This window comes from Synechococcus sp. CCY9201, assembly GCF_034931105.1.
Lineage (GTDB): Bacteria > Cyanobacteriota > Cyanobacteriia > PCC-6307 > Cyanobiaceae > CBW1002.
On the sequence record NZ_JAYGIC010000144.1, the window covers coordinates 1 to 26442 of the forward strand.

32 protein-coding genes, 1 tRNA gene and 1 pseudogene are annotated in these 26442 nt (G+C 65.4%); 8 read left to right on the plus strand and 26 right to left on the minus strand.

Annotation, left to right across the window (positions count from 1 at the left end; all coding sequences use genetic code 11):
• From VB716_RS13720 to VB716_RS13765, 10 genes and pseudogenes are all read right to left on the minus strand, one after another.
• Positions 1–177: pseudogene (locus tag VB716_RS13720) on the minus strand (low molecular weight phosphotyrosine protein phosphatase); the annotation flags it as partial.
• Entirely contained in the window at positions 170–853 is a 684-nt protein-coding gene (locus VB716_RS13725; protein WP_323270762.1) for a HEAT repeat domain-containing protein, read from the minus strand. The pseudogene VB716_RS13720 and the gene VB716_RS13725, both read right to left, overlap by 8 nt.
• A gap of 12 nt (positions 854–865) precedes the next feature.
• Positions 866–1714 (minus strand): HEAT repeat domain-containing protein, encoded by an 849-nt coding sequence (locus VB716_RS13730; RefSeq protein WP_323270763.1) that lies wholly within the window; start codon positions 1712–1714, stop codon positions 866–868.
• Positions 1715–1859: 145 nt separating this feature from the next.
• Positions 1860–2348 (minus strand): phycocyanin subunit alpha, encoded by a 489-nt coding sequence (gene cpcA, locus VB716_RS13735; RefSeq protein WP_197158794.1) that lies wholly within the window; start codon positions 2346–2348, stop codon positions 1860–1862.
• An 84-nt stretch (positions 2349–2432) separates the two neighbouring features.
• Positions 2433–2951 (minus strand): phycocyanin subunit beta, encoded by a 519-nt coding sequence (locus tag VB716_RS13740; RefSeq protein WP_197158795.1) that lies wholly within the window; start codon positions 2949–2951, stop codon positions 2433–2435.
• 398 nt (positions 2952–3349) lie between these two features.
• Positions 3350–4201: a phycobilisome linker polypeptide gene (locus VB716_RS13745; protein ID WP_323270764.1), complete on the minus strand. Its 852-nt coding sequence runs from the start codon at positions 4199–4201 to the stop codon at positions 3350–3352.
• 339 nt (positions 4202–4540) lie between these two features.
• Entirely contained in the window at positions 4541–5029 is a 489-nt protein-coding gene (gene cpcA, locus VB716_RS13750; RefSeq protein WP_197158794.1) for a phycocyanin subunit alpha, read from the minus strand.
• An 84-nt stretch (positions 5030–5113) separates the two neighbouring features.
• Positions 5114–5632: a phycocyanin subunit beta gene (locus VB716_RS13755; RefSeq protein WP_197158795.1), complete on the minus strand. Its 519-nt coding sequence runs from the start codon at positions 5630–5632 to the stop codon at positions 5114–5116.
• Positions 5633–6037: 405 nt separating this feature from the next.
• Complete coding sequence (locus tag VB716_RS13760; RefSeq protein WP_197158796.1) at positions 6038–6289, minus strand: phycobilisome linker polypeptide; 252 nt, start codon at positions 6287–6289, stop codon at positions 6038–6040.
• A 35-nt stretch (positions 6290–6324) separates the two neighbouring features.
• Positions 6325–7170 carry a phycobilisome rod-core linker polypeptide gene (locus VB716_RS13765; RefSeq protein WP_197158797.1) on the minus strand — a complete coding sequence of 282 codons (846 nt, stop codon included), beginning with the start codon at positions 7168–7170 and terminating at the stop codon, positions 6325–6327.
• A gap of 271 nt (positions 7171–7441) precedes the next feature.
• Here VB716_RS13765 and VB716_RS13770 point away from each other — a divergent pair, with 271 nt between their 5' ends.
• Positions 7442–7918, plus strand: coding sequence for a hypothetical protein (locus VB716_RS13770; RefSeq protein WP_323270765.1), 477 nt, complete (start codon positions 7442–7444; stop codon positions 7916–7918).
• A 5-nt stretch (positions 7919–7923) separates the two neighbouring features.
• Here VB716_RS13770 and VB716_RS13775 read toward each other — a convergent pair whose 3' ends face one another.
• From VB716_RS13775 to psbB, 14 genes are all read right to left on the minus strand, one after another.
• A complete protein-coding gene (locus tag VB716_RS13775) occupies positions 7924–8700 on the minus strand; it encodes a phycobilisome rod-core linker polypeptide (protein ID WP_197171775.1) in 777 nt (258 codons plus the stop codon).
• Positions 8701–8858: 158 nt separating this feature from the next.
• A complete protein-coding gene (locus VB716_RS13780) occupies positions 8859–9461 on the minus strand; it encodes a chromophore lyase CpcT/CpeT (RefSeq protein ID WP_323270766.1) in 603 nt (200 codons plus the stop codon).
• 11 nt (positions 9462–9472) lie between these two features.
• Positions 9473–9787: a hypothetical protein gene (locus VB716_RS13785; protein WP_231605567.1), complete on the minus strand. Its 315-nt coding sequence runs from the start codon at positions 9785–9787 to the stop codon at positions 9473–9475.
• The gene (locus VB716_RS13790) at positions 9765–10076 is read right to left on the minus strand and encodes a hypothetical protein (protein WP_197158802.1); all 312 of its coding nucleotides are present in this window, start codon (positions 10074–10076) and stop codon (positions 9765–9767) included. The genes VB716_RS13785 and VB716_RS13790 overlap by 23 nt, the downstream gene beginning before the upstream one ends.
• A gap of 292 nt (positions 10077–10368) precedes the next feature.
• A tRNA-Phe gene (locus VB716_RS13795) sits at positions 10369–10441 on the minus strand.
• Between the two features lie 8 nt (positions 10442–10449).
• Positions 10450–10962, minus strand: coding sequence for a ComF family protein (locus VB716_RS13800; protein ID WP_197171783.1), 513 nt, complete (start codon positions 10960–10962; stop codon positions 10450–10452).
• Between the two features lie 287 nt (positions 10963–11249).
• Positions 11250–11531: a DUF2470 domain-containing protein gene (locus tag VB716_RS13805; RefSeq protein ID WP_323270768.1), complete on the minus strand. Its 282-nt coding sequence runs from the start codon at positions 11529–11531 to the stop codon at positions 11250–11252.
• A 186-nt stretch (positions 11532–11717) separates the two neighbouring features.
• Positions 11718–13001, minus strand: a complete 1284-nt coding sequence (locus VB716_RS13810) for an FGGY-family carbohydrate kinase (RefSeq protein WP_323270769.1) — start codon at positions 12999–13001, stop codon at positions 11718–11720.
• Between the two features lie 90 nt (positions 13002–13091).
• Positions 13092–14363, minus strand: coding sequence for a methionine adenosyltransferase (gene metK, locus VB716_RS13815; RefSeq protein WP_323270770.1), 1272 nt, complete (start codon positions 14361–14363; stop codon positions 13092–13094).
• A 31-nt stretch (positions 14364–14394) separates the two neighbouring features.
• Complete coding sequence (locus tag VB716_RS13820) at positions 14395–15228, minus strand: HAD family hydrolase (RefSeq protein WP_197158806.1); 834 nt, start codon at positions 15226–15228, stop codon at positions 14395–14397.
• Between the two features lie 50 nt (positions 15229–15278).
• A complete protein-coding gene (locus tag VB716_RS13825) occupies positions 15279–16352 on the minus strand; it encodes a 30S ribosomal protein S1 (RefSeq protein ID WP_197158807.1) in 1074 nt (357 codons plus the stop codon).
• A gap of 115 nt (positions 16353–16467) precedes the next feature.
• Positions 16468–16971, minus strand: a complete 504-nt coding sequence (gene nrdR, locus VB716_RS13830) for a transcriptional regulator NrdR (protein WP_323270771.1) — start codon at positions 16969–16971, stop codon at positions 16468–16470.
• A gap of 202 nt (positions 16972–17173) precedes the next feature.
• The gene (locus VB716_RS13835; RefSeq protein WP_006042122.1) at positions 17174–17269 is read right to left on the minus strand and encodes a photosystem II reaction center protein T; all 96 of its coding nucleotides are present in this window, start codon (positions 17267–17269) and stop codon (positions 17174–17176) included.
• 24 nt (positions 17270–17293) lie between these two features.
• A complete protein-coding gene (gene psbB, locus VB716_RS13840; RefSeq protein WP_197158809.1) occupies positions 17294–18853 on the minus strand; it encodes a photosystem II chlorophyll-binding protein CP47 in 1560 nt (519 codons plus the stop codon).
• A 203-nt stretch (positions 18854–19056) separates the two neighbouring features.
• Here psbB and VB716_RS13845 point away from each other — a divergent pair, with 203 nt between their 5' ends.
• Both VB716_RS13845 and psbM read left to right on the plus strand, forming a co-directional pair.
• A complete protein-coding gene (locus VB716_RS13845) occupies positions 19057–19542 on the plus strand; it encodes a 2Fe-2S iron-sulfur cluster-binding protein (protein ID WP_323270772.1) in 486 nt (161 codons plus the stop codon).
• A gap of 84 nt (positions 19543–19626) precedes the next feature.
• Positions 19627–19734: a photosystem II reaction center protein PsbM gene (gene psbM, locus VB716_RS13850; protein WP_197158811.1), complete on the plus strand. Its 108-nt coding sequence runs from the start codon at positions 19627–19629 to the stop codon at positions 19732–19734.
• A gap of 361 nt (positions 19735–20095) precedes the next feature.
• Here psbM and VB716_RS13855 read toward each other — a convergent pair whose 3' ends face one another.
• Positions 20096–20944, minus strand: coding sequence for a universal stress protein (locus tag VB716_RS13855; protein ID WP_197158812.1), 849 nt, complete (start codon positions 20942–20944; stop codon positions 20096–20098).
• Between the two features lie 71 nt (positions 20945–21015).
• On the opposite strand from VB716_RS13855, the gene VB716_RS13860 reads away from it, so the two are divergent.
• From VB716_RS13860 to VB716_RS13880, 5 genes are all read left to right on the plus strand, one after another.
• The gene (locus VB716_RS13860) at positions 21016–21507 is read left to right on the plus strand and encodes an acyl-CoA thioesterase (RefSeq protein WP_323270780.1); all 492 of its coding nucleotides are present in this window, start codon (positions 21016–21018) and stop codon (positions 21505–21507) included.
• A gap of 224 nt (positions 21508–21731) precedes the next feature.
• Positions 21732–22865, plus strand: a complete 1134-nt coding sequence (locus VB716_RS13865) for a DNA-processing protein DprA (RefSeq protein WP_322757647.1) — start codon at positions 21732–21734, stop codon at positions 22863–22865.
• A gap of 55 nt (positions 22866–22920) precedes the next feature.
• Positions 22921–23826, plus strand: coding sequence for a peptide chain release factor N(5)-glutamine methyltransferase (prmC, locus tag VB716_RS13870; RefSeq protein WP_323270773.1), 906 nt, complete (start codon positions 22921–22923; stop codon positions 23824–23826).
• Between the two features lie 37 nt (positions 23827–23863).
• Entirely contained in the window at positions 23864–24451 is a 588-nt protein-coding gene (locus VB716_RS13875) for an L-threonylcarbamoyladenylate synthase (protein WP_322758878.1), read from the plus strand.
• A 4-nt stretch (positions 24452–24455) separates the two neighbouring features.
• Positions 24456–24611 (plus strand): hypothetical protein, encoded by a 156-nt coding sequence (locus VB716_RS13880; RefSeq protein WP_197158816.1) that lies wholly within the window; start codon positions 24456–24458, stop codon positions 24609–24611.
• An 87-nt stretch (positions 24612–24698) separates the two neighbouring features.
• Here VB716_RS13880 and VB716_RS13885 read toward each other — a convergent pair whose 3' ends face one another.
• A complete protein-coding gene (locus VB716_RS13885; protein ID WP_323270774.1) occupies positions 24699–26423 on the minus strand; it encodes a sensor domain-containing diguanylate cyclase in 1725 nt (574 codons plus the stop codon).
• Positions 26424–26442 lie beyond the last annotated feature (19 nt).

Sequence of the window (26442 nt, forward strand, 5' to 3'; positions counted from 1 at the left end):
GGCCCGCATCCTGGGGTCGGCCTGCCGGCCCACGTGCCAGCCGCCGGTGCCGGCCGAATCCACCACAACGGCCTGCTCCAGACCCTCGCGGGCCAGCAGATGCAGGAACACCCCCTCCGCAGCGGGGGAACGGCAGATGTTGCCGAGGCAGACGAACAGCAGACGCGGTTCAGCCATGCCGCGCCTCCAGACGGTGCAGGGCCTGCTCCGCCCGCAGTCGCACCACGGCCGCGGCCTCGGGAGGGCTCTGCCGGAGGCCCTCCAGCGCCTGGCGCAGCCGTGGCCGAAGCTCCGACGTGGGGTGCAGCCGGGCGGCCAGGGATTCCAGTCCCACCACCACCGCGTAGCGCACCACCCATTCGCCGTCGCCGCAGCTCGCCTCCAGGGCCCGCAGGCAACGCTCCGCGAGGGCGGTTCGGGGAGCTTCTTCCAGCCCCTGCATCTGCAACTGACCGAGTCCCCGGGCCGCAGCACGGCGCACGCTCGGTCCGATGTCCTGAGCCAGGGCGTCTTCGAGCACCTCCAGGCCCCGCACATCGCCGATGCCGGCCAGGGCCCGCACGGCCCAGGCGCGAGCGCCGTAGTTGTAGCCATCCAGGTTGTCGAGGATCGGCTCGACGGCCTGGGGTCCCAGGGCGATCAGGCCATCCACCGCGGCCACGGCGGCGCCTGGATTGTTGAAGCCGAGCACATCCACCAGGCAGGGGGCGGCGGCCGGGTGGGCGGCGGCGGCGAGGGCCTGGGTGGCCTGCAGCAACTCCAGAGCAGTGCTGGCCTGTTGCACCCGCTCGATCAGCTCGTGCGGGAGCAGGAGAGCGGTGGTTTCGCCCGTTGTTGAAGGGGAGATCGTCATCGGTTCAGGCTCTCAGAGCAGGGCATCCATCGCCTCCAGCACCGCCGCAATCTCAAAATCCACCTGGGTGGCGGGATCGTCGCCCTGCTCCACCAGGCCCCGCAAGGCAATCAGCTTGAGGCTGTTTTCCGCCAGGGTGGTGGCAATGGGCTGCAGGGCAGGCCGCCAGCCTGCCGCTCCCAGATCCATCAGGGCGGCGCGGCGCACCTGCAGCTGGGGATGCTGCAGCAGGACGACCAGCTGTTCCCCCCAGTGGGCCTCGCCGGTGAGCTGCAGCAGGGCTCGGCAGGCCGCGCTGCGAATCAGCGGACGTTCGTGCTCCACGAAGGGACGGATCACCGCCACCACCTCGTCGCTGGCCACACCGATGTCGCCCAGGGCCTCAAGCAGGGCCTCGCAGGGTTCCACCAGGCGGGGGCTGTTGCTCTGCTGGGCGCCGGCCCTCGCCGGTCCACTGGCCAGGCGTCGCCGCAGGGGCTCGACGGCAACGGCGGCCCTCAGGTCACCAAGGGCTCGTGCCGCCGCCTCCCGCAGACCGTCATCGGGGTCGTCCAGGGTCTCCAGCAGGTCGCCGATGGCCGGTGTGGCGGCTGAGCCGAGCTTGCCTAGGGCCCGGGCGGCGTTCCGTGCCACCGCGTTCTCCTCCACACCGGCTCCCGGGTCACGGGGGCGCCGCTGCTGCAGGGCGAACTGCAGCAGCGGCACGGTGTCGGGATGGCTGCTGCGCGCCCGCCCCAGCCACCAGGCGGCGTAGTACTGGGCCGAGGGATCGTCGCTGCACCGGAGGCGCCGCAGCGCTTCCGCCTCGTCGATCGGTTCGCCCTCCACCGGGATGGCCTGGGAATCGCCGCTGCCGCTCATGGCCCGCAGACTGCTGGTCAGATGCTGCCGATGCTGACAGCCGCAGCCTCCTGGCGAGGGGCCTGCGCAACAAAAAAGCCCCCCGTGAGGAGGGCGTTGGATCCTGGAGCGAACGAACCGAAGGGAACGAAGGCTCGGATCGGGATCAGACGAGGGCCGAGATGGCGTAGTCGATGTAGTTGTTGGCGATGACGCCGGCGTCGCCGGAGACGCCGTGGTTGGCCTTGATGTAGTTCAGGGCTTCGACGTACCAGGAGGGGGACAGTTCGAAGGTGCGGTTGATCTCATCGAGACCGGCGATCAGGTACTCGTCCATGGGGCCGGTGCCACCAGCCACGAGGCAGTAGGTGACCATGCGGAGGTAGTACCCGATGTCACGGGCGCACTTGGCCTTGCCACGGGCGTCAGACGCATAGTTGGTTCCCTGCATCTGGGTGGTGTAGGGGAACTTGCTGTAGACGGCCTGGGCAGCACCGTTCACCAGCTCATCGGCTTTGGCGGTGAGGGCCTTGGCAGCCTCAAGGGCATTCTTGGCGCGCTCGAAACGACCGAAAGCGGCGTTGAGCTCGGTGTTGGAGAGGAAGCGGCCCTGGGAATCAGCGGCGGCGACGGCTTCGGTAAGGGGGGTCTTCATTGAAGGGATTGAAGAAGAAGGGTGGACCTAAATCAGGAGGCTGCTGCCGAGGGCAACAGCCAGGGATCAGCGGAGCTGGTCGCCTCAGGCGACAGCAGCAGCGGCGCGATCGAAGTAGGTGCCGATCTCGCTCATCAGAGCGGAGCAGTCGCCGGGGGTGATGCCGTTGCGATCGTTGGCGATGCTGATGGCGGCGTCCTTCATCTTGCGGATGCCTTCAGCCACGGAAGCGCCAGGGACGCCCAGGGCGAGGTAGGTCTCACGCAGGCCGTTGAGGCAGCGATCTTCCAGCACGGAAGCGTCGCCGGTGAACACGGCGTAGGTGATGTAGCGGAGAACGATCTCCATGTCGCGCAGGCAGGCAGCCATGCGACGGTGGGTGTAAGCGTTACCGCCGGGGGCGATCAGGGCAGGCTGTTGATCGAAGAGATCGCGAGCTGCGTTGGTGACGATCTTGGAAGCGTTGGAGGTGATCCGGTTGACGGAATCCATGCGCTTGAAGCTGTCAGCAACGACCGACGACAGAGCGTCGATCTGACCAGCGTTCAGGAATTCGCCGCGGGCATCAGCCTGCGCAACAACCTTGGTGAAGGCGTCGAACATTAGTTAAAGCTCCTGTGCTCGACCTGTGAAGTCGGGACTGGGTGGGAAGGGGAAAAAGAGAGATGCGATGACCACATCCTCGATGAAATGAAATCCTGGCTTCGCTGACTGAAGCTCGGATCCATTTCCGGAAGTGCCACTGCGCCGCTGGAGGTGAACTCCTGTTCTGCGAGTGGATTCCTGAAGCTCGCGGGACAACCGCCCCTTGAACCTCCGCCATTTTGATCAGAATCCCCGGAGATTCCGGGATGCTTTACAAAGGGTCACCGCATGCGCCGCAGGGGGTCCACTCTTCGCCTTGCCTGGATCTGTGCTGTGGCCAGCAAAAAGGCCCGGAGCGTAAAGCTCCGGGCCGATCAGGATCGCGGGGTCTGGGTTGGACCGGAAACTCCAGGCGCTCAGTTCACAGGGGTGATGCTGGCGACGCGGCCGCCCTGGCGATGGATCCTCTGCTGGGCTTCCAGCATCTTGTCGAAGGTCACAAATCGCACGGTGCTGCTGCGCTTGTGCAGGCGGTAGTTGGTCAGTCCAGTGACTTCAATCCGATACACCCTGGCTTTCTGGCCGATCCCCTGGGCCATCTGGGTGATCGATTCATTGGCGACCTGGGTGGGCTGGTAGGCGCTGCCCCTGGCGTTGGGGCTCACCACCGGCAGGGCCCGATCCTGATGCAGGGCTTTGCCGAGGCGGAAGTTGGTGCCGGCGGTATCACCCTTCACGGAGGCGGCGGCACCACGGGCCAACTGCATCAGCCAGGAGAACTGCCGACCTTCCTGGCCGGCTGAGTAATCCCAGCCGTGGAGGTAAGGCACCACTTCTTCGCCAAAGCGTGCTTGATATTCGGAGCTATCGATGTAGGAATCGATTTCGGCGTCATACCCGTGCTCCTGCAGGATCGTGAAATGAGCCAGCATCTCGGCTTTGTTCTGGGGTGCGCGACCCAGAAGATGCTTGAAGTTCAGCTCAATGAAGTGATAGGGATTGCAGTTCTCAAAGAAACGCTTCCGGTAGAGGCCGCTCTTGGCGATCGTGCGCACCAGCTCCCGCACGCTGAGGTAGCCATTGCGAAACAGCGACTCTGCTCCGGCAAGGCGCTCGGATTCCATGACGTACTGGTGGCCCAGCACCTGCTGATAGACGGCCCGGATCAGGGTCGTCTTGTCGGCATCGGAGGCGTTGGACCAGTTTTCCTTGTTGCGGTCGTTGGCAAACCGATCGATGCCGAGATACGGAGCATTGACAAGCGTCATGGGGGAGGTGGCAATCTGAAGGGAGAGTGCAGCACACGCTGGGCGCACATTAGAAATCCTATGGTGATTCTTAGCGGTTCTAAGGAGTCAGCTCGAATCTTTACAGCCCTGTTGTGGCCTTGTTCGGATCGTGGCATCGCCGGTGGAAGCGGCATCCTGGAAGGCCTCTCCGTTTTCGGCTTCATTCCAAATCGGTTGCATCATTGCCTACGCAGTTGCCTACGCAGTTGCCTATGCAAATGGCCTGTGTCATTGGTTGCGCAACAAAAAAGCCCCCCGTGAGGGGGGCGTTGGATCCTGGAGCGAACGAACCGAAGGGAACGAAGGCTCGGATCGGGATCAGACGAGGGCCGAGATGGCGTAGTCGATGTAGTTGTTGGCGATGACGCCGGCGTCGCCGGAGACGCCGTGGTTGGCCTTGATGTAGTTCAGGGCTTCGACGTACCAGGAGGGGGACAGTTCGAAGGTGCGGTTGATCTCATCGAGACCGGCGATCAGGTACTCGTCCATGGGGCCGGTGCCACCAGCCACGAGGCAGTAGGTGACCATGCGGAGGTAGTACCCGATGTCACGGGCGCACTTGGCCTTGCCACGGGCGTCAGACGCATAGTTGGTTCCCTGCATCTGGGTGGTGTAGGGGAACTTGCTGTAGACGGCCTGGGCAGCACCGTTCACCAGCTCATCGGCTTTGGCGGTGAGGGCCTTGGCAGCCTCAAGGGCATTCTTGGCGCGCTCGAAACGACCGAAAGCGGCGTTGAGCTCGGTGTTGGAGAGGAAGCGGCCCTGGGAATCAGCGGCGGCGACGGCTTCGGTAAGGGGGGTCTTCATTGAAGGGATTGAAGAAGAAGGGTGGACCTAAATCAGGAGGCTGCTGCCGAGGGCAACAGCCAGGGATCAGCGGAGCTGGTCGCCTCAGGCGACAGCAGCAGCGGCGCGATCGAAGTAGGTGCCGATCTCGCTCATCAGAGCGGAGCAGTCGCCGGGGGTGATGCCGTTGCGATCGTTGGCGATGCTGATGGCGGCGTCCTTCATCTTGCGGATGCCTTCAGCCACGGAAGCGCCAGGGACGCCCAGGGCGAGGTAGGTCTCACGCAGGCCGTTGAGGCAGCGATCTTCCAGCACGGAAGCGTCGCCGGTGAACACGGCGTAGGTGATGTAGCGGAGAACGATCTCCATGTCGCGCAGGCAGGCAGCCATGCGACGGTGGGTGTAAGCGTTACCGCCGGGGGCGATCAGGGCAGGCTGTTGATCGAAGAGATCGCGAGCTGCGTTGGTGACGATCTTGGAAGCGTTGGAGGTGATCCGGTTGACGGAATCCATGCGCTTGAAGCTGTCAGCAACGACCGACGACAGAGCGTCGATCTGACCAGCGTTCAGGAATTCGCCGCGGGCATCAGCCTGCGCAACAACCTTGGTGAAGGCGTCGAACATTTAGTTAAAGCTCCTGTTCTCGACGTTCAGTGTCGGGATGGTGAATGGTCGAGGCGTGATTCCACGCACTCTGGTCAGCTGATCGGAGCCGCTCTTGGCGAACCCCTGTCAACAAGACCTGACCATTGTTGGACCCTGACCCCACCTGAATGAGGAGTGATTCACAAACGGTCACCACTGGCCAGATCGGCTGCGGTGCAGTGGCTCTGCTCCAGGGGGCGGGTTGGTCGGTTCGTGGTGGACAGCCGGACCTGACTGTCTTTGTATCGCAATGAACGTTGTGTCTCGCCATGGGATGGGTGCTCCGATGGGGATGGCCAGATCCGCGCAGCAAAAAGGCCCCCGTCAGGGGGCCTTGGGGCCGGGCAGTGCAGGGCACTGTTCGGATTGCAGCATGCGGAGGATTCAGCCTTTGGCTTTCTTGCGGGGCGCAGCTCCGCCGGCGCCGGGCAGGTCGCCGCCATTCACTGACACACTCGTCACCTTTCCGCCCATGCGGTTAACCATCTGAAGGGTCTCATTCATGCGGGTGTAAGGCACCTGCATGACGCAATCAGCGCTGCGTACGAAATCATTCTGAGCGAGCCCGGTCACCTGGATGGTGACCTGACGGCCGCTACTGAAGCTCGTGCCCCGGGAACCGGCAGAAACTTTCATGGTGGTTCAAACAGCGAGGGAATGGAAGTAAGCGATCAGTTCACCGGGGTGATGCTGGCGATGCGACCGCCTTCCCGGTGGATCTGCTGCTGGTACGCCAGCAGTTTTGCGAAGGGAATGAAACGCACGCGATTGCTGCGCTTGTGCAGACGGTAGTTGCTGAAGCCGGTGATCTCCACCCGGAAGGTGCGTCCTTCCTCGGACGCGCCTACACCCATGCGGGTCACGCCATCGGCCTGCACCTTCCGGAACACGGAGCCTTTGGCGTTGGGGCTCACCACCGGAACGGCAGCTTCGGAGTGGACGGCGGGGTTGAGGCGGGACTGATTCTTGAGGATGTCACCCTTGACCGAGGCCGCAGCGCCGCGGCTGAGCTGCAGCATGTAGGAAAACTGCAGGCCCTGCTGGCCAATGGAGTAGTCCCAGCCATGCAGGTAAGGAACCATCTCCTCACCGAAGCGGTTCTGGTATTCGGCGCTGTCGATGTACGAGTCAATCTCGGCGTCGAAACCCTGCTCCTGGAGAATGGTGAAGTGCTCCAGCATCTCTGCTTTGTTCTGGGGAGCGCGACCGAGCAGGTGTTTGAAATTCAGCTCGATGAAGCGATAGGCGTTGCAGTTCTCGAAGAACTTCTGGCGGTACAGGCCACTTTTGGCCACCTGACGCACGAACTCACGCACGCTCAGGTAGCCGCGCCGGAACAGGGATTCGGGACCCTCAAGGCGCTCGCTTTCCATGATGTACTGGTTGCCGAGCACCTGCTGGTAGACGGCCCGGATCAGGGTGGACTTATCCACCTCCGTTCCGTTCGTCCAGTTCTCCTTGTTTCGTGCATTGGAGAAGCGCTCGATGCCCAGGTAGGCAGCGTTGGCGAGAGTCATGGGCGTGAGGGGCCGGGGGGCGGAAGCGGACAGGCAGAAGACGGTGCCGAGGACGTCATCGGCAGACGTCCGGTGGCGTGGGAAGCCGCTGGCGGTTCTGACCAAGAGGCTTCAGCCGGATCCTATGGGGGCGGTTTCTCTCTCCGGGCTGGCTTTCAGAATCGTTACAAATGTTTCGCCCGCTCTGGCTGGCTCTCTGCCTGCGGCCTATCCCCTCTGGCCAGCCTGGGCAGGGCCGATACCATCCGCCCACATCTGCGAACTCCTCGTGATGGCAAAGGCTCCCGAGGCTGCCGATCCCGCCCTGCGACTTGCCGAGCAGCTTCAATCCCTGTCGCAGGTCGCTGAGACGCTCACCTATCGCCTTCTCGATCTGGAAGAGCGGCTGAATGCCCAGGAAGCCCGCAGCCTGGAGCGGCTGCAGGCTGAGAGCGCGGCGGCGGTCCATCAAGCCGAGGAAACGGAACTGCGCCTGCTGGAGACCGAAGATCGGCTGGAGCGACTGGAAATCCTGCTGGGTGGGGAAGAGGCGCGATCCAAGGCCGCACCCCCCGCCAGGCTGCAAGTGGTTCCTGCCGCAGTGGCCAGCCCGTCAGCCGCCAAGCCAGACACGGTCAGGCCAGAACCTGCCAGTGCTGATCAGGTGGTGATGCTCACCCCTGATCCCTGCCCGCCTGATCCGTTCCCGGCGGAGGAGGAACAGGCCTTCATGGATGACGAGGTTCCTCTGGCGCAACAAACGGCCTGATCCGTTCAGGGACCGGTGCTCAGCATGGCTCCGGCGGTGGTCAGCAGCACCCGGCCCACTTCTAGAGCACCCACGGCGGCCAGTCCCAGCCAGAGTCGCTGGGCCCATTCCGGAGGCTTGCCGCCCTTCCAGGACGGCGAGGTGATTTCGCCGGAAAAACGTGCTCCCGAGCCCAGTCCGCCGGCTGGGGCCCGGCGGTTCGTGGCTTCGCGCCAGTACTGGTCGTAACGCGGTGCCTGCTGGTTGAAGGGAATCGCGCCGATGGCGCGTCCTGGCAGCACCCGGTTGCGCTGATAGGGAACTTCGTCAAGACCAAAGGCCTCGAGATATTCCTGGGAGTCGAGCAGGGTGTCGATCAGGCCTGGAAGACCCTGTTCAGCGATCAGAATCGAGAGGGCAATCTGTTCCTGCTGGCCATGCACCGGCCGTCCCAGAACGCGGCCCACCATCTGCTCAACCACGCGGTAGTTGCTGTTGCAGCGGTAGAAGCCATCTCGGAAGGTCTGCGACAACAACAAGCCGCGAATGAAGTCGCGCGTGTTGATCAGGCCGTTGCGCAGCCGCGATTCCAGCGCCGCATCGCGGTCGACCCGGAAGGCATGAAAGAAGATCTGCTGATAGGCCCGCTCAATCAGAGCATCGACCTCTTCCCGGCTACGAGCGGCGGTTTCACTGGGCAGTCGCTGTGCCAGTCGCCCGGCATCCTGCTCGCTTCCTGTGGTGAATCCCTGGACTCTCGCGTTGATCGCGGTGGGGTTGGTGCTGAGAAGGGGCAGTGCCATGCCTGGTGAGAATAACGTGCTGAACGGTATGGGGCTTCTGGCGGAAATGGGTCCGTTCGGCGCGGCTTATTACATCGCTTCACGATTTCAAGATTGATGTCGCTCTTCTATGTTTCGTGAACCTTGTCCAGGGCTGACAGGACAGGCCCCCACAGTATTCAGGTCCGGAAGGTGTCGCCCCAGGAGGAAGGAATCTCGGCGCTGTAGTCGTGGGTGCGGCTGAATTCAAACGGGCCTGCCAGCGACCCCCACAGCTGTTCGTGGGTGCTGGGGTCATGGCCACGGTCAATGGTGCGCATGCCGCGGCTATCGATGTCAAAGCTGCTGACCAGGTAGGCGGTGCTGCCCTTGCGTTCCACCAGGCAGCGGCAACCCGGCTCCACCTCGCCCACGAATCCTTCGCCCTGTTCGCGCACCACGTAATTGCAACCTTCCAGGGGAAGCAGATCGTCGGCGACGATCTGGTCGCGTCGCTCGGCGTCGTCGATGGCACCCCAGAAGCGACGTTCATCGCGCAGGGCCTGGTTGCGGATGATCAGGCTTCCCTGCCGCTGCTCAGCCTGCAGCACCCGGATCCGGTACGGGACTGCCGGCGCAATGGCGTACGACTGCTCCAGCAGCAACGATCCCGGGGCCAGCTGCGGCAAGGGCCGGAAGTGGACCAGGATGTGGGCGTAGAGGGGGGGGTTATCGAATGCCTGGGCCTGATTGCTGAAGCCGGCGCTCAGCATGGCCACCAGCCGACCGAGAGAGCTGCTCATGACGTCAGACCTTACAAACCCAGGAGGCGAATCCGAAAGTCAGCCACCTGGCGGGCCATGGCCGGGCGGCTGATCATGAAGGGGTGGTCGCGGAGCTGGTCGAGCACCAGGTCAATCCTGTGGTTGGCGTCCTCTGGGCTGTTCCCCAGGGCCTTCCAGGCGGCATCGAAGCTCTGGGCGAAACTGTCGGCGTTGTCATACAACCGATCGGTGGCCAGTGGCGGTACGGGCATCAGCCTCGGCAGCAACCATCCCATTGTGCCCGTGCACCACGTGGCTGTTCCGGCGTCGGTGAAGCCTGCTTCAGCCGCCTGCTTGCGGGACATGGCGGGAGGCTTTGGGTTTGTCCAGGGCCTGGGGGCGATCGGCGGGGTCGCGGCGCAACTCCCGCTCCAGCATCTGAATGCGGCTCTCGCGTAGGCAGAACTTGCAGCCCCCGGTGGTCTGCAGATGCTTTTCCGGCGTGATCGTGATCAGCTTCACCGGGTGCAGACTGCAGCGGATCTTGATGGGTGTCTTGTAGCTCTTGTACACGATGTCGCGATAGTCGTAGCGCTGGCCGAAGCGGGTTCGTGCCCGTGCCAGGAAGGTCTCCTTATCGATTGGACTTCCCATGGTTCAGGGCTGCCTCTGCGGCATCAGGTGAAGACGGGCCGGTGCTGCTGGCCGGCAGGCCTCCAGGCTGCGAAGCCCCCGAGGTGGCGTCATGGGCAATTTTGTCGTGCTGTGAGAGGCGTTGTGGGTGTCGCGCTCCACGGGTCAATGGGTTGAATCAGGCTGAAGCCGTGGCGCTGAGGTCCAATGACTCCCTGCCAAGGGAGATCGGCGGCGATGGGGACTGTCTGTCCCTGGGTGGGGATCATCAACGCTTCCAATCGAAAGCGGTCGGAGTTGACTTGAAATGTGATGCCAGGACCCAGATTTGAACTGGGGACACGGCGATTTTCAGTCGCCTGCTCTACCAACTGAGCTATCCCGGCCCGTCGCCTCAGCGACCCGCAGATCTTAGATCACCACCCAACGCCGGCGTTCGGGCCAGGCAGAGCAGGCCGGCGACGCGCCAGCCACTCTCCTCCAGGGCGGCGGCGGCGGCGCAGGCGGTTGCTCCTGTGGTGAGGATGTCGTCGATCAACAGCACCGGCTGGCGCGGCCCCGACTGCACCGGTCTGACCTGGCTGCAGCGGAAGGCACCCGCCTGGTTGGCCAGCCGCAGGGCGCGGCCCAGGTGGTGTTGCCCCAGGGTGGGGCGGCTGCGCTCCAGGAGTGCTTGGCTGCGGCAGGCGAGCAACCGCTGCAGTTCGTCGCAGATCAGCGCCGGCAGGGGATTGCTGCGCCGTTTCCAGCTGGGAATGGCGACCAGCAGTGGCGGCTGCTTCCAGAGCGGCAGGCCCAGGCTCATCTGCTGCAACAGGCCGGCGATGGCGTCGCGGCTGGTGGCGCCATCGGCGTGCTTGCGCAGGTTCAGCAGCAGCTGGCGCAGCGGGCCGTCGTAGCTGCCCACTGCCCACCAGGGCAGTGGAGCACTCTCGTGCAGGCAGGGAAACCGCAGGTCCAGGCGCTCCTGGCAGGGGGCGCAGGGCCAGTGGTGCTGATCACCGCGGCTCTCATCGGTGCTGGCCCGGGCACGGCGGCAGAGGGGGCAACAGGGACGGCTGATCAGGTTGAGCGCCCGCTGGATCGGATCGGGCGGCGACAGCTGGGGGGAGGCACGATGGGAGGTGACCAGAACGGCAGCTGCCGGCGGCAGGCGAACTGGCGAAAGGATTCCCCAAGGCGGACCCAGCGGGTTCAGGCTTTGGTGTCCTGCTTCGGCAGGGCCCGCAGCATGGCCACCAGGGTGCGATGGGCATCCTCGCTGTCGCTGAGCTGGTGATCAAAGGCCACCTCCACCCTGGCTCCGTCCACCTCCAGCCGCATCGCATCGGGGTTCACCGCCAGCAGGCGGGCCTCGGTCGCTCCGCTGATACCGGCGTAGTGCCGGGCATAGGACAGCACCGCTTCGGCATGGTCTTCGTTCATGTGCTTGCAGATCCGATCGCTCACGGCGGTGGTGAGGGGGTCGGCGGCCATGGGACAACAGGTGGGTGGGGTCGGCCTGATTCTGGCGCTCGCGCCGGGCCCCTTCCCGGCCGGTTTCACGTCAGGCGGCACCGAAGCGCTGCCACAGCAGCAGGCCCAGGCGGATGGCGCTGAAGCCCACGTATCCCGCCAGCACCGCAAACAGGGCCATCGAGATCACGGTGCGCAGTCGTTCGTTCATGGGGCATCAGTGGGGGACGGGCCCAGTCTCAGACCCTGCCGGGCCAGGCGCGCCATGCCGAGGGCGGCCGACAGCGCCGGCCGGTTCAGCACGGTTCGGCCCAGCCGTTGCTGGCGCAGGGCACGCCACTGAGGATTGCGGGCCCCTCCCCCCAGCGTGATCACCCGCCGCACCGGAGGCAGGCCGAGGGTTTCCAGCCGTTGCCAGCCGGCCTGCTCAATCGCCGTGAGCCCCTCCAGCAGGGCCTGCAGGTAGAGCGCATCGCTCACAGGGCGGGGATCGAGCCGAGGCCTGAGCTCCGGATCGTCCACGGGAAACCGTTCGCCCGTCCCGGGCAGGGGCAGCAGGTTGAGGCCGCTGGGCCGCCCTGGATCGATCTGCCGGCTGAGGGCCGCGATCGTGGCGTCGTCGAAGAAGCGGCGCAGGATGCCCGCGCCCGCATTGGAGGCTCCCCCCACCAGCCAACGCCCCCCCAGCCGGTGGCAGCTCACCCCAGGCGCCCGGACCGGCACGGCACTGAACTGTTTCAACACCAAGGTGGTGCCCAGCACCGTGATGCCGTCGTCCGGGGCTGGGTCGGCGGCGAGCACCCCGGCGTTGCTGTCGGTGCTGCCGGCGATCACGAGGCAGCTGGCGGGCAGATCGAGGGCTGCCGCTGCGGCCGGCGCCAACGGGCCCAGGCGGGTGCCACTGGGCCGGATCTGAGGCAGGGCAGGGCTCCAGGCCTGCTGGTGGATCGCTCCGGCCCAGTGCCCGTCTCCTGTCGCCGAGTCTGGCAAGTGCCAGCCGAGGCGGAGGTTGTTGCCTTCCTCGCCCCAGCGCCAGTCGTTCAGCAGCCAGCCCATCAGCCAGTCGGCCTGATGACGCAGCCAAAGATCCGCAGGCCCGTAGCCCGCTGCTGCCGCTTGATCCAGCAGGCGCAGGGCCCGGGCCAGGCTGCCGCTGGGACTCGCTGCGGCGGTGCAGTCTGCGGCCAGGGTGGCTGATGCGACAGCTTTGTCTGGACAGGCCTGGTGGTACGGCAGCGCCTGGCCCAGCTGGCCTGCTGGCGGCTCACCATCGGGATGGCAGAGCAGCAGCGTGCCGGAGGTGCCGTCCACGGCAATCGCGCCGATCCGCTGGCGCCATGGCCGTGGCAGCCGATCCACCAGCGCGATCAGTCCGCTGCGCCAGCCGCCGGGATCCGGGAACGGAGCGGGGTAGGCGCAGGATTCGTCGGCCTGTCGCTGGCCGGCCCCATCGATCAGGGCAATCCGTAGGCCGCTGCTGCCCAGGTCCACGCCAAGCGACCAGTCCTGTGGGACTGGATCGTTGCCAGGCTCTGGCCTGTCGATGGGAGGATTCCGCGTTGACGACCGCTGAAGCCTGGATCAGGCGGCCGCCGCCACCAGATCCCGGGTGGCATGCTGGATCGTGGTGGCAATCGCGGCCACGTCTTCCCAGGGAAGGTTGAGATCCGTGCGGCCGAAGTGGCCGTAGGCGGCCACATCCTGGTAGAAGCGGCCGCCACGCTGAGCGGGCAGCTCCCGCAATCGGAAGGTTTCGATGATGGCGCCGGGGCGCAGATCAAAGTGTTCCTGCACCAGCGCCGTGAGGTTCTCGTCGCTGATGCGGCCGGTCCCGAAGCTCTCCACCAGGATGCTCACGGGGCGGGCCACGCCGATGGCGTAGCTGAGCTGCACTTCCACCTTCTTCGCCAGACCGGCGGCCACCAGGGCTTTGGCCACGTAGCGGGCCGCATAGGCGGCGGATCGGTCCACCTTGGTGGGGTCCTTGCCGGAGAAGGCACCACCGCCGTGGCGGGCATAACCGCCGTAGGTGTCCACGATGATCTTGCGGCCGGTGAGGCCCGCATCACCCTGGGGGCCGCCCACCACGAACTTGCCGGTGGGATTGACCAGGAAGCGGGTGGCTGGACCGTCGTCGGTCGCTTCCTTGCGGGGCTGGAGTGTCAGGCCGGCGGTGGCGGGAAGCACCACGTGATCCCAGAGATCAGCGGCAATACGCTCGCGCAGGGCGTTCTCCTCGCTGATGCCGTCGATCTCGGCGGTGTGCTGGGTGGAGATCAGCACGGTGTCGATGGCCACCGGCTGATTGTTTTCATACACCACGCTGACCTGGGTTTTGCCGTCGGGCAGCAGGTAGCCGATGGTGCCATCGTGGCGCACCTCCGCCAGGCGCCGCGCCAGCCGGTGGGCCAGGCTGATCGGCAGCGGCATCAGCTCCGGGGTTTCGTCACAGGCGTAGCCGAACATGATGCCCTGATCGCCGGCACCCACCAGATCCAGCGGATCACCGTCGTGGTCATCGGCTTCGTTCACGCCCTGGGCAATATCGGGCGACTGCTGATCAAGGGCCACCAGCACGGCGCAGCTGTTGGCATCGAAGCCGCCGGCGCGGGCGCCCTCGTAGCCGATCTCCTGGATCACACCGCGGACCAGGGTGTTGAAGTCCACCCGGGCGGTGGTGGTCACTTCACCGGTGATCAGGCAGAGGCCGGTGTTCACCACCGTTTCGCAGGCCACCCGTGAGGCGGGGTCCTGGGCCAGTAACGCGTCGAGTACCGCATCGCTCACCTGATCGCAGATCTTGTCGGGATGCCCCTCGGTTACCGATTCAGAGGTAAAGACGTAACGGCTCATCCCACGCTGGCTGATGGATCAGTCGAGCAGCTTATTCGGCAGTGCTGCAGCCTGAAATCGCGCTGCTCACAACGCTCGCCCCGTCCGTCCCCATGACGGCCAGTTCAGACCAGTGCTGCAGCTGGGGAAACAGGGGGTCCAGTGGTGGTCGTCGTTGCCAGCCGGCGGTGTACCCAAGGGCGGTGGGGAGCCCTGCCGCCAGAGCCATGCGCAGATCACTGTTGGCGTCTCCGATCAGCAGGCACTCGGCAGGCTTCACCCGCAACAGGTCGCACAGCCCATGCACCGCACCAGGATCCGGTTTGCAGGGCTGGTGATCGGCGCTCCAGCTGGCCGAAAAGAAGCCGCTCAGCCCGTTGTGATGCAGGAAATGGTGGATACCGGCGGTTCCGTCATTGCTGATCACACCGCAACGCAGGCCGGCGCCAGAGAGCGCCGTCAGCAGCTCCATCAGTCCGTTGGTGGGGAGCGCAGCGGCGGCACCCTCCCCATGCAGCCCATCGGTGTCGCTGAACACGGCATGCGCCAGCGCCAACGCCTCGGGCCAGCCGACCCCCACCTGGGCCAGGGCGGTGGCGGTGGAGATCAGATTGTGTTCGCGCGAAGCCACGGCCGTGGTGCCGGCCGGATGCACACCGTGTTGATCGAGTCCGTAGGCCCGGCGCAGCAGGGTCTCCAGTTCGGTGCTGCTGCCATCGTGGACCCGCTCCGGATGGACGGCGTTCAGGCGCTGCACCGCATGAAAAACCCTGGCCTCGGCCAGGGTGATCAACAGCGGTTCACTGTGGCTGAGGGTGCCGTCCTTGTCGAACAGCACCGCCGCGAAGCGGCCGAGGGGCTGGCCGCGCAGCGTCAGGTGGGCCATGGGCAAGGGGACGGATGCTGCGCGGTCAAGCAGAACGGAAACGGGGTGGCTCAGTCGAGGGTGACGCCCATGGGCTCGTTGTCTTCAGCCTGCTCGAGCAGCATCTGCTTGTAGCGGGCCGCCATTTCCTCGGCCTTGTCGAACACCTTCTGGGGGTCGGTGAGCATGTCGCCGGGTTCGGGCTCGAGGGCTTTGGTGGAGAGGGAGATCCGCCCACGCTCGGCGTCGAGGTCGATGATCATCACCTTCATCTGGTCGTTCACATTCAGCACCGTGTGAGGCGTCTCAATGTGCTCGTGGCTGATCTCGGAGATGTGCAGCAGGCCGCTGACGCCACCGATGTCGATGAAAGCGCCGTAGGGCTTGATGCCACGCACGGTGCCGATCACCACTTCGCCAACCTCGAGGCGATTCATCTTGCGCTCCACCAGGGCGCGGCGATGGCTGAGCACCAGGCGGTTGCGCTCCTCGTCCACCTCCAGGAACTTGAGGGGGAGGAAGTCGGCCACCAGCTCTTCTTTGGCCTTGCGGGTGCTGATGTGGCTGCCGGGGATGAAGCCGCGCAGACCTTCGACCCGTACCAGGGCACCACCGCGGTTGGTGGCGAACACCTCGGAGTGAATCGTGGCGTCTTCCTTCTGCAGCTGCCGCACCCGCTCCCAGGCACGCTGGTACTCGATGCGACGGATCGAGAGGGTGAGCTGGCCGTCTTCGTTCTCCTCGCTGAGGATGAAGAATTCGCGCACCTCCCCGGGTTCGAGCACATCGCTGAGTGCCTCGACCCGGTTGATCGACACCTCCTGCAGGGGCATGAAGGCAGCGGTCTTGGCGCCGATGTCGATCATGGCGCCCTTGGGCTCCATGGCGAACACGGTGCCGTTCACCACGTCACCGGGCTTGAAGTTGTAGTCGTATTTGCTGAGCAGTGCTGCGAATTCGTCCAGGGTGAAGCCCACGCCATCCAGGTCGCGGCTCACGGCACGGCTGCTGGGGTCATCGGCACTGGGCACCTCTTCCGGAATGCCCAGATCGAGTTCGGTGTCGGCGGCGAAGGCCTGATCCACGTCTGCAGCGATCTCGGCCGTGCTCTCCAGAGCGCTGGCTTCGGAAGGGGTTACGGTCATGTTGAAACGGCGGTCTGCCGGCGGCAGATGGGAAGGGAGCGTTGCGTCCGCCCGCCAGCGAAACCAACGCAATCTCCCAACCTACAGGCAGGTCGCCCCGTTCTGCCTTTCAGGGTCAGTTCACGGCCGCCAGGGAGGCCGGCTGCCGCGCTTCGGTGCTGCTCGTATCCCGTCGGCTGAGCCCATCGAGGGCCGCCACAAAATCGCTGATGCCCTGGAACTGGCGGTACACGGAGGCGAAGCGCACATAGGCGACCTCGCTCAGATCCCCCAGGCGTTGCAGGGCCAGTTCCCCGATCTCGGCACTGGGAACCTCGCGTCCACCCCGCTGCTGCAGGTGCACTTCGATCTCCTCCACCACACTCTCGAGGCAGGCCGGTTCGATACCGGTCTTCTCGCAGGCGCGGATCAGTCCATGCAACACCTTGTGGCGGCTGAAGATCTCACGACCGCCGCTGCGCTTCACCACGGTGATCGGTACGGTTTCGACCCGCTCATAGGTGGTAAAGCGAAAGCTGCACTCCAGGCATTCGCGGCGGCGTCTGACGCTCCGCCCGACATCGGCCGCACGGGATTCGAGCACCCGACTGTCCGTGTGTTGGCAGGAGGGACATTGCATCCCTGAAGGTGCGACGCGTATTTCTTTAGCTTAGACAGCGATCCTCTGATTCGGCAATAGCCAGCGGGGCGACAGATGCTGCCCGGTGTTGCAACAGTCACGGAACATTGCTCCAGATCGCATGGCTTTGCCAGGTGCTGCCAAGAAAAAACCCCCGCCGTGGCGGGGGTTGGAAAGCGACCCTGGAGCCGCAAGTGGACTCTCACTTACCGATCTTCGGGGGATCGCGGAAGGCGATGGCGAAGAACAGGGTGGCGATGGCCAGCGTGAGGATCAGGATGTAAGCGAAGCTCTCCATGGGTTACCTCGAAGGAACTGGCGGTCAGCTGAGCGGGGAGCCGGCAGGAGGTGCATAGCCCTCCGGCAGACGACGGGTGGAGCGGTCTCCCAGTTTCTGGAAGAGACCGAATTCCACCTGCTCGCCGAGATCGGGGTCGATGCCGGCGAACACATCGCGGTAGAGGGTGCGGGCACCGTGCCAGATGTGACCGAAGAAGAAGAGCAGTGCAAAGGTGGCATGGCCGAAGGTGAACCAGCCACGCGGGGAGCTGTGGAAGGTGCCATCGGAGTGGTAGCGCTCGAGGTCGAATTCGAAGGCTTCACCCAGTTGGGCCTTGCGGGCCAACCGCTTGACGTCTGCAGGATCGGTGTAGGTCTGGCCGTTGAGTGCGCCTCCATAGACCGTGGCGGTGACTCCGGTCTGTTCGAAGGAGTACTTGGCTTCAGCCCGGCGGAAGGGGATGTCAGCGCGGACGATGCCGTCCTTGTCCTGGAGAACCACAGGGAAGTTCTCGAAGAAGTTGGGCAGGCGGCGCACTTCGAGATCACGGCCCTCCTTGTCGGTGAAGGAGATATGGCCCAGCCAGCTGGTGGGCAGGCCATCGCCATTCACCATGGGACCGACGCGGAACAGACCACCCTTGGCAGGGCTGTTGCCGACGTAGTCGTAGAAGGCGAGTTTCTCAGGAATCGCGGCATAGGCTTCGGCCTTGCTGGCGCCGTTGTCGAGTGCGGTCTGAACCCGACGGTTGATCTCGGTCTTGAAGTAGCTCTGATCCCACTGATAACGCGTGGGGCCGAACAGTTCGACAGGGGTGGCAGCGGAGCCGTACCACATGGTCCCTGCCACCACGAAGGCTGCAAAGAACACGGCGGCAATGGCACTGGCCAGCACCGTTTCAATGTTGCCCATCCGCAGAGCCTTGTAGAGGCGTTCCGGGGGTCGGGTGGTGATGTGGAAGATGCCGGCGATGATCCCCACAATGCCGGCGGCGATGTGGTGAGCAACGATGCCACCCGGGTTGAAGGGGTTGAAGCCCTCTGGGCCCCAGGCGGGTTGAACAGCCTCCAGGTGGCCAGTGACGCCATAGGGGTCTGAGATCCACATGCCTGGACCGAAGACGCCGGTCAGGTGGAAGGCACCGAAGCCGAAGCAGCCGAGGCCGGCCAGCAGCAGGTGGATCCCGAAGATCTTGGGCAGATCCAGGGCCGGTTCACCGGTGCGTGGGTCCTGCCAGATCTCGAGATCCCAGAAGGTCCAGTGCCAGATGGCGGCGAGGAAGAGCAGTCCACTGAAAATGATGTGTGCCGCAGCCACACCCTCGAAGCTCCAGAAGCCTGGATCCACACCGGTTTCACCGGTGATGCTCCAGCCACCCCAGCTGCCGGTCACGCCTAGACGCGCCATGAAGGGCATCACGAACATGCCCTGGCGCCACATGGGGTTGAGCACCGGGTCAGAGGGATCGAAAATGGCGAGCTCATAAAGCGCCATGGAGCCGGCCCAGCCGGCAACCAGAGCGGTGTGCATGAGGTGCACGGCGAGCAAACGGCCCGGGTCGTTGATCACGACCGTGTGCACCCGATACCAGGGCAATCCCATGGGGGTTAGGTCCGGGGAAACAGGGAGCTGGCCGTCGCCCATCCGTCGATGGGGTTGGCCAGCAACGATTGACCCATTGGCTGAAAAGCCATTGAGACGATCAGTGCTGGTGATCGTAAGGGTTGTTCCCGGCCGGGCGGGAGCCTGAGTTACGGAGCGCAACTGCCGGTTTCAGAATGGGGGCTGAGCTGGATAGAAGCCCCATGCCCGTGATCCGATTCGTGCGTGAAGGTCAGGATGTGGAGTGTTACCCGGGTGAGAACCTGCGCGAGGTGGCCTTGCGCCAGGGGCTGGAGCTCTATGGCCTCAAGGGCAAGCTGGGCAACTGCGGCGGATGCGGCCAGTGCATCACCTGCTTTGTGGAGATCGTGGAGGGTCCGGAGAAGCCGTCGGCCCTGAGCCCGCTCACGGCGGTGGAAGAGCAGAAGTTGCGCCGCCGGCCCCAGGGCTGGCGACTCGCCTGTCAGACCCTCGTGAACCGCTCGGTGCTGGTGCTGACCCGCCCCCAGGTGGGTCTTCCCGATCGCGACGCTGTGCTGGCGAAGGTCAGCCAGCAACCACTGCCCGAGGGGCCCACCGCCTGGCCCGCTCCACCCGAGCCGATCGAATCCCCTGAGGAGATCGCAACGGAAGGCGCCGAGGCTGACGGCAACTTGGCTGACCTTCCCAGCGATCCGCTTGAGGGCTGAGAGGGCTGCATCACAACGAGCGATGAAGGGGCCGAAAAGAGTGCCGAATGGCGGTGATACCCTCCCAGGATCTCCAACACTGCCATGGAAACCAACGATCTCGGTTTCGTCGCCAGCCTGCTGTTTGTTCTGGTGCCCGCGGTGTTTTTGATCATTCTTTACATCCAGACCAGCAGTCGTCAGGGCGGCTGATCGGTCTTTGGGGTGATCTGAGCCTTAGTTCAAGCTGTCTTCAGGCGTCAGCAGGCCTGGCTGGCTCTCTACCAGCCAGGCCTCTGGCTTGCTTGGAGCCTTGATGCCCGTTTTGCCACTGGCATAGCTCTGGCGGTGGCCGAGGTTGCACGCCCTGGGTGGCCATGCTTGTTCTGGCCCCCGATTGGCGCTGGTTCCCTTGTCTGGTCTCTATCTGCTCGGGTCTGAGGAAGCACCGCTCCTGGTTTGCCGGCTGTCTTTCCGGACTCCTGCTGTGGCCCCGCTCAGTGCATAACTGCTCACGAAGAGGCAAGCGCTCAGCAGCAGAGGCCACGGCTGATCAATCCGACGGGCTCTGGTCTCAGCGGCGCCCTTCCGGTTCGCGAACCAGCAGCACCGGGGCTGGTGCGTGCACGCGGATGTAATCGCTCACCGAACTGCCCAGCAGTCTGTCGAGGTCGACAAGGGCTTGCGCCACCAGGGGTCTGCGGTCCTGGGAGGCGATCACCAGCAGATCTGCCTTGGCTTCCTCGGCGGCCGCGCAGACGGTGCGGCCGATGTCACCGGTGCGGTGCAGGGTCTGCATCTCGACGCCAAAGCCCCGGGCACGCAGCACGGCCTTTTCCAGCACCTCGTCCACCGGGCTCTTGCCGCCCCGCGATGGCGTGATGTCGTGCCGGGTCACGTGGACGCCGATCAGGCTGCCACCGGGGATGTCGCGCACCAGTTCACAGGCCATGCGCAGGGCGTCATCGCCGACGCCGGTTCCGTCCACGGTCACCAGAACGCGGTTGACGTGGCGCACATAGAGGTCGTCCCGCACCAGCAGCATCGGGCGGGTGGAGAGCTGGAAGACGTACTGGCTGGCGCTGTTGCTCAGGATCGACTGCAGACGTCCCAGGCCGCGGGAGCCCATCACGATCAGATCGGCATTGAGCTCATCGGCCACCTTCAGCACGGTCTGCTTGGTGTCCCCCTGGCGGATGATCGTGTTCACATCGCCGGGGTTGAGTCCAAGCCGCTGCACCGCTTCGGCCACGATCCCCGCAGCTTTCTGCCAGTGCTCCTGGAAGTCTTCGCCGGCCTGCTCGGGCACCACATGCAGCAGGTTGATCCGGGCTTGTCGGCAGGGGGGGATGTCGCGCAGCATGCGCACCATCTCCTCCACATGACCCTTGCCGGAATCGGCGATCAGAAGATTGCGGAACACAGGACAGGTCCAGCTCTGCGGCAGCCTATGGCCGATGGATGGGCAGACAGGGCCCCCTGGTGCAGACCGTGATGCAGAGACAAATCCCCGCCTCCGGGATCGAGACCGGCACCGCCCCCCATCGCGGATGGTGTCTGCGCCGTCGGGTTCTGCCCCAGCACACCGATCACGCTGGCGTGATGTGGCATGGCGCCTATCTGGCCTGGCTTGAGGAGGCGAGGGTGGAGGCGCTGGCGGCGGCAGGCCTGGCGTACCGGGATCTGGCGGCGCGGGGGCTGGAGCTGCCGGTGGTCTCGTTGACGATCGACTACCGCCAGGCCCTGTTGCATGGCGACACGGTGGAGCTCTGGAGTGAGGTGTTGCCCCGCAGTGGCGTGAGACTTCCCTGGCACAGCCGTTTTCTGGGTCCGGCGGGAGGACTTGCCGCCGAGGCGCGGGTCGAGCTTGTGCTGGTCGATCTCTCGGCAGGCCCGGAACGTCGCCGGCTGCTGCGTCGCCTCCCGGATGACCTGCACAAGGCGATCGAGCGCCTGGAGCTGGGCCCGAACCAGGTCGGTCGGTAGTACGTTTGTTCTCAGCGGCGAGCGGTTCGTTGGGGAAGTTGGTGACCGTTGTGTTTGGCGGCCCTGGCAAGCCGCCCCGAGCGTCAGGGGTGGCGGAGGTGACTCAAGCGGAGGTCCCGGCCGTTGTACGTCCTCGGCCTCTGCCTTCTGAGCAGCCTTCCTCAGAGCCTCTTTCTCCCGCAGAGCAGGCCTCGCCCCAGTCGTTCGCCTCGGGCGAGCGACTGATGGGTTGGCCGGCGCGCCGGCGGCTCTGGTGGCGGCTCTGGTGCCGCTGCCCAGGCCTGGGCTGGCAGCGATTGCAGGCTCTCGAGCAGGGCTGCGGGTCCCTGGAGGAGGCCTGGTGGGCGCCCCGCCGGCAGTTGGAGGCTCTACCCGGCTGGGGTGCTCGGCTCGCCGAGCAGGTGGTGGCCTTTCGGCTCTCCTGGGGAGACGATCCCCTTCTGCATCCGGCTTTGCACCGCCGCGAGGATCGCCGCCTGCTGCTGCCCGGCGATCCATCCCTGCCGCCGGCCGTGCGTTGGCTGGAGCGTCCGCCCCTGGCCCTGCACTGGCGCGGGAGGGGCAGTCTCTGGGCGCCGCTGCGGCGTCGACAGGCGGTGGCGGTGGTGGGCACCCGGCGGCCGTCCCTGCATGGCCTCAGCATGGCGCGGCAGCTGGGGGAGGCCCTGGCGGGAGCGGGCTGGCCAGTGGTGAGCGGCCTGGCTGAAGGCATCGATGGAGCGGTGCATGACGGTTGCCTGCGCGGCTCAGGAGCGCCGGTGGCGGTGCTGGGAACACCGCTGGACCGGGTCTATCCGCGCCATCACGACCGGCTCCAGCATCAGGTGAGCGAGCGGGGCCTGCTGGTCACCGAACAGCTTTCCGGTGCGGCGGTGCGTCCGGGCCATTTCGCCGAACGCAACCGCCTGCAGGTTGCCCTGGCCGCTGCCGTGGTGGTCGTGGAGTGCCCTGAGCGCAGTGGTGCCCTGCATTCGGCCGAACGGGCCTGGCGGGAGGGACTGCCGCTCTGGGTGGTGCCGGCCGATACGGGCAAGGCGTCTGCCGCCGGCAGCAACCGGTTGCTGGCCCGCGGCGCGACGCCGCTGCTGGAGCCCGGCGATCTGATTCGCCAGCTGGGGCCCGGCCCCCTGGCCCGCAAAGGCGCCGGGCTCCCCACAGCGATCGGCAGCGGGGCTTCGGCAGTCATCTGCTCGGAACCGGCCAAGGCCCTGCTGGAGGCGGTGGGGGCCGGTGCCTCGCTGGAGCAGCTTTGCCAGCGCCTCGACCGCCCGGCTGATCAGCTGGTCACCGCCCTGCTGCAGCTCGAACTGGCGGGGGTGCTGCAGGCTGAACCGGGCCTCTGCTGGCGACCCAGCTGAGGGGCGCAGCATCCTGGAACCAGTCGAGGCCGGCCGCGTCGCCGCTTGCCGTTGCGTGGCTCCGTCCAACCCCTTGCGCGTCAGTGCCACGGCCTTGCTGGAGTGGCGTCGCCGCTGCCTGGGGCAGGGAGGCCATGCGGCCGACCTCGACTGGTTGCTCGATCTGGCCGGAGGGGTGGCCTGGTCTGAACTGCAGGCCCTGCGGCTTCACCCAGACCGGCAGCTGACCCTGAGCCTTTCGCTTGAGGATCTCGCCGGGCTCTGGAACCAGCACCTCGCCACGGCCGTGCCCCTGCAATACCTGGTGGGCCTTTGCCCCTGGCGCGATCTGCAGCTCCAGGTCGCGCCAGGGGTGCTGATCCCCCGCCAGGAGACCGAGTTGCTGGTGGAGCTGGCCCTGGCGCTGAGCCCGCCAACTGACTCCTCCTTGCTCTGGGCTGATCTCGGCACCGGCTCGGGCTGCCTGGCCCTGGCCCTGGCGCGTGCCTGGCCCGCCAGCCTTGGTCTGGCGGTGGACCTGAGCGCTGAGGCCCTGGCGATCGCTCGCAGCAACTGGCAGCTTGGTGGCGTCCAAGAGCAGATCACCCCCCTGCAGGGCCACTGGTGGGAGCCGCTGCGGCCCTGGTGGGGTCGCCTCGATCTGGTGGTGGCCAATCCCCCCTACATCCCGAGCGCGGTTGTCGACACGCTCGATCCGGTGGTGCGCGATCACGAGCCCCGCCTGGCTCTTGATGGCGGTATTGATGGTCTGGCGGCCCTGCGCTGCATTGCCGCCAACGCTGCTGAGGCCCTGGCACCCGGTGGCCTGCTGCTGCTGGAGCATCACCATGATCAGAGTGCCGCCGTGCTGGCCCTGCTCGTCGCAGCCGCTCTGCAGGATGTGGAGGCAGCGGCGGATCTGGAGGGGAATCTCCGTTTCGCGCTGGCCCGGCGTGCCCCACAGCCGCCAGCTGCCCGCTAGACCCTTGGCCGTCGCGGTTTCCGTCCGCCATCCCGCCATGCCCCTGTTCGATGCCCCTGCCCTGGCGGCGCGATTGCAGCAGGGGGGCGCGGCCCTCCTCCCCACCGATACCCTGCCTGCCCTGGCGGCACGACCTGAGCACGCCGGCCAGATCTGGCGTCTCAAGCACCGGCCCCCGGACAAGCCGCTGATCCTGATGGCGGCGGATCTGGATCAGTTCCGCCGCAGCCTGCCTCTGGTCTGGCAGGAGGAGTGGCTCGCCCTGGCCAAGCAGGGCTGGCCGGGGGCCCTCACCCTGGTGCTGCCCTGCCGCGGCGCCCTGGTGGAGGCGCTCCATCCCGGCGGCCCCAGCCTCGGGCTGCGGGTGCCCGACTGTGCGGCCACCCGCTCCCTGCTGCGCTTGAGCGGCCCGCTGGCCACCACCAGCGCCAATCGCTCAGGGGAACCGGCGGCCACCACAGCAGACGAGGCGGCTGATCAGTTTCCGGATTTGCCCGTGCTGGCTCCCCTGCCTTGGCCGGCGGCATCGGGGCAGGCCAGCACCGTGGTGGCCTGGAGCGAACCAGGAGGCTGGAAGGTTCTGCGGCAAGGTGCTCTACTGCCCTCAGCGCTGCGGCACCCCTGACACGATGGCGATTCTGGCCCTGGTGGTGGTGCTGACCATGGCCGTGGTGCACTGGTTTCTGACCCCGCTGATGGGAATTGGCACCGAGCTGTTCAACCTGGCCCCCCTGGGTTGGTTGGTGCTGGCCGCCGCTGTCTGGCTGTTTGCAGGCGAACGCTGACCAGCCATCAGGAATCAGCTCGCGCCTTCTGCCGTTTCCCAACATCTATTCCTGAGTCGCCAGTCCCGAACAGAGGTGGCTGGTCCTTCACTTGGGACACCACTCCGAGGCTGTCTGCAGGCCAGTCTGTACGTAGCGGATGCAGTTGCGACCGGCTTCCTTGGCGGCATAGAGGGCTTCATCCGCTTCCCGCAACAGGGTGTCGAAGTTGCCGGAATCGTCATGGCACGATGCGATCCCAATCGAGGTGGTGATGCGCAACGTCGCGGCGGATCGCGATGGGGCTTCCGCTGGGTCGGCAGTCTCCAGCACGGGGATCGACAGGGCTGCAACGGCCTGGCGGAGACGTTCGGCAAGGGTCTCAGCCTGGCAACGGTCGGTGTTGGGGAGAAGGGCCAGGAATTCCTCGCCGCCCCAGCGGGCGAGGGTGTCGGTGTTTCGCAGTTCTGCCTGGCAGGTTCGGCTGAAGGCCACCAGCACGGCATCGCCCACCGCGTGCCCGTTCTGGTCATTGACAGACTTGAAGTGATCCAGATCGAGCATCAACACGGCCAGAGGGATTTGATGGCGCTGCCACCGCGCCAGTTCGTAACTGACCAGCTCTTCGAGGCTGCGGCGGTTGGGCAGGCCGGTGAGGCTGTCGGTGCGGGCCAGCAGCTCGAGCTCGGCGCTGTGACGTAGTACTTCCTCATCACTGATTCTCCGCAGTAAACGGGCATAGGCCAGACTCAGGGCCAGAAGCGCTGCGCTCAGGTACAGAACCACCAGCAGCGTCCATCCCTTGCTTTTCCCCAGGAATTCGTGGGTCTGGAGGGTCTTGTTCGGGATCTGGATGAGCAAGACCCAGGGCCAGTCTTTGGCTTCCATGGCCAGAATCCGCCGGCTCGGCCGGGTCGTGCCATCCAGTTGCTGGCCAGGGACTCGCCTGGTATTGAGTGGGTTCACCTGGGAAAAGATGAACAGGCCTTGCTTGTCCGTCCGCAGGGAGGCTGGAAAAATGTTCTGTTCGAACAAGATGCGCCGGATCGCGAGCCAAGCTTCAGGATCCGGTCGTGCACTCCAGGCATCGGAGCCACCGATGGGACCGGATGCTTTTGAGTTGCTGTTGATGGGCTGGCCCTGGGGATCAAGAATGGCCGTTAACACCGAGATGTTGTGCAGCTGCAGGATCCGGTGCTGCTCCTGCAGCAGAGGGTTGAGCAGAATGTGAACCAACAGGACAAACTCAACCTTCCCAGGTGAGCCACCCATTGGCACCGCCAGCTCCATCAGTGGCTGGCAGGCTTGGTTGGTCGCCTGGTCCTGGTACCAATGCACGGGGCTGACGACAAACTGGCCCGGATCCAAGGACCAGGCCTTGGCCAGCAAGGCGTGGTGGTCGTGAGTCAGGTTGGAGCATCGCTTGGACTCTTGCAGACCTGGCGCCAAGTCTGCTGGCCCCTCATGTACCACCGATCTGCCCTGACGGTTGACCAGGGTGAAGGAGCTGTAGCGCCCATAGGACTCCATGAACGTTCGGAAGATCCCGTTCAGGGGACGGAACCGTTCTGGTGTGGGGCTGTTCACGGCCTCCCGCACCAGGGGCAGCTGGCTGATTACGCGAATGTCGGCCAATGTTTCGAAGAAGCGCCACTCGATATCGCTCCTGGATTCCTGTAACGCCCCCTTGGCTTCTGCTGTCAAGGTGGCAATCTCTCCTTGTTCGATCGAGCGCACCAGCGGCCAGATTGCCAGGCTGACAAGCCCGCTCAGCAGGGCTGCGATCGGTAGGAAATCTCGCAGAAGCCGCAGGGGTGGCGCAGAACGCAACACATTCGGCTTCGAGAATATT

Bases quoted from the DNA above. Each gene is read 5' to 3' on its own strand.
- VB716_RS13725 (WP_323270762.1), bottom strand. From the start codon at position 853: ATGACGATCTCCCCTTCAACAACGGGCGAAACCACCGCTCTCCTGCTC.
- VB716_RS13730 (WP_323270763.1), bottom strand. From the start codon at position 1,714: ATGAGCGGCAGCGGCGATTCCCAGGCCATCCCGGTGGAGGGCGAACCG.
- cpcA (WP_197158794.1), bottom strand. From the start codon at position 2,348: ATGAAGACCCCCCTTACCGAAGCCGTCGCCGCCGCTGATTCCCAGGGC.
- VB716_RS13740 (WP_197158795.1), bottom strand. From the start codon at position 2,951: ATGTTCGACGCCTTCACCAAGGTTGTTGCGCAGGCTGATGCCCGCGGC.
- VB716_RS13745 (WP_323270764.1), bottom strand. From the start codon at position 4,201: ATGACGCTTGTCAATGCTCCGTATCTCGGCATCGATCGGTTTGCCAAC.
- cpcA (WP_197158794.1), bottom strand. From the start codon at position 5,029: ATGAAGACCCCCCTTACCGAAGCCGTCGCCGCCGCTGATTCCCAGGGC.
- VB716_RS13755 (WP_197158795.1), bottom strand. From the start codon at position 5,632: ATGTTCGACGCCTTCACCAAGGTTGTTGCGCAGGCTGATGCCCGCGGC.
- VB716_RS13760 (WP_197158796.1), bottom strand. From the start codon at position 6,289: ATGAAAGTTTCTGCCGGTTCCCGGGGCACGAGCTTCAGTAGCGGCCGT.
- VB716_RS13765 (WP_197158797.1), bottom strand. From the start codon at position 7,170: ATGACTCTCGCCAACGCTGCCTACCTGGGCATCGAGCGCTTCTCCAAT.
- VB716_RS13770 (WP_323270765.1), top strand. From the start codon at position 7,442: ATGGCAAAGGCTCCCGAGGCTGCCGATCCCGCCCTGCGACTTGCCGAG.
- VB716_RS13775 (WP_197171775.1), bottom strand. From the start codon at position 8,700: ATGGCACTGCCCCTTCTCAGCACCAACCCCACCGCGATCAACGCGAGA.
- VB716_RS13780 (WP_323270766.1), bottom strand. From the start codon at position 9,461: ATGAGCAGCTCTCTCGGTCGGCTGGTGGCCATGCTGAGCGCCGGCTTC.
- VB716_RS13785 (WP_231605567.1), bottom strand. From the start codon at position 9,787: ATGTCCCGCAAGCAGGCGGCTGAAGCAGGCTTCACCGACGCCGGAACA.
- VB716_RS13790 (WP_197158802.1), bottom strand. From the start codon at position 10,076: ATGGGAAGTCCAATCGATAAGGAGACCTTCCTGGCACGGGCACGAACC.
- VB716_RS13805 (WP_323270768.1), bottom strand. From the start codon at position 11,531: ATGGCCGCCGACCCCCTCACCACCGCCGTGAGCGATCGGATCTGCAAG.
- metK (WP_323270770.1), bottom strand. From the start codon at position 14,363: ATGAGCCGTTACGTCTTTACCTCTGAATCGGTAACCGAGGGGCATCCC.
- VB716_RS13820 (WP_197158806.1), bottom strand. From the start codon at position 15,228: ATGGCCCACCTGACGCTGCGCGGCCAGCCCCTCGGCCGCTTCGCGGCG.
- VB716_RS13825 (WP_197158807.1), bottom strand. From the start codon at position 16,352: ATGACCGTAACCCCTTCCGAAGCCAGCGCTCTGGAGAGCACGGCCGAG.
- nrdR (WP_323270771.1), bottom strand. From the start codon at position 16,971: ATGCAATGTCCCTCCTGCCAACACACGGACAGTCGGGTGCTCGAATCC.
- VB716_RS13835 (WP_006042122.1), bottom strand. From the start codon at position 17,269: ATGGAGAGCTTCGCTTACATCCTGATCCTCACGCTGGCCATCGCCACC.
- psbB (WP_197158809.1), bottom strand. From the start codon at position 18,853: ATGGGATTGCCCTGGTATCGGGTGCACACGGTCGTGATCAACGACCCG.
- VB716_RS13845 (WP_323270772.1), top strand. From the start codon at position 19,057: ATGCCCGTGATCCGATTCGTGCGTGAAGGTCAGGATGTGGAGTGTTAC.
- psbM (WP_197158811.1), top strand. From the start codon at position 19,627: ATGGAAACCAACGATCTCGGTTTCGTCGCCAGCCTGCTGTTTGTTCTG.
- VB716_RS13860 (WP_323270780.1), top strand. From the start codon at position 21,016: ATGCAGAGACAAATCCCCGCCTCCGGGATCGAGACCGGCACCGCCCCC.
- VB716_RS13865 (WP_322757647.1), top strand. From the start codon at position 21,732: ATGGGTTGGCCGGCGCGCCGGCGGCTCTGGTGGCGGCTCTGGTGCCGC.
- VB716_RS13875 (WP_322758878.1), top strand. From the start codon at position 23,864: ATGCCCCTGTTCGATGCCCCTGCCCTGGCGGCGCGATTGCAGCAGGGG.
- VB716_RS13880 (WP_197158816.1), top strand. From the start codon at position 24,456: ATGGCGATTCTGGCCCTGGTGGTGGTGCTGACCATGGCCGTGGTGCAC.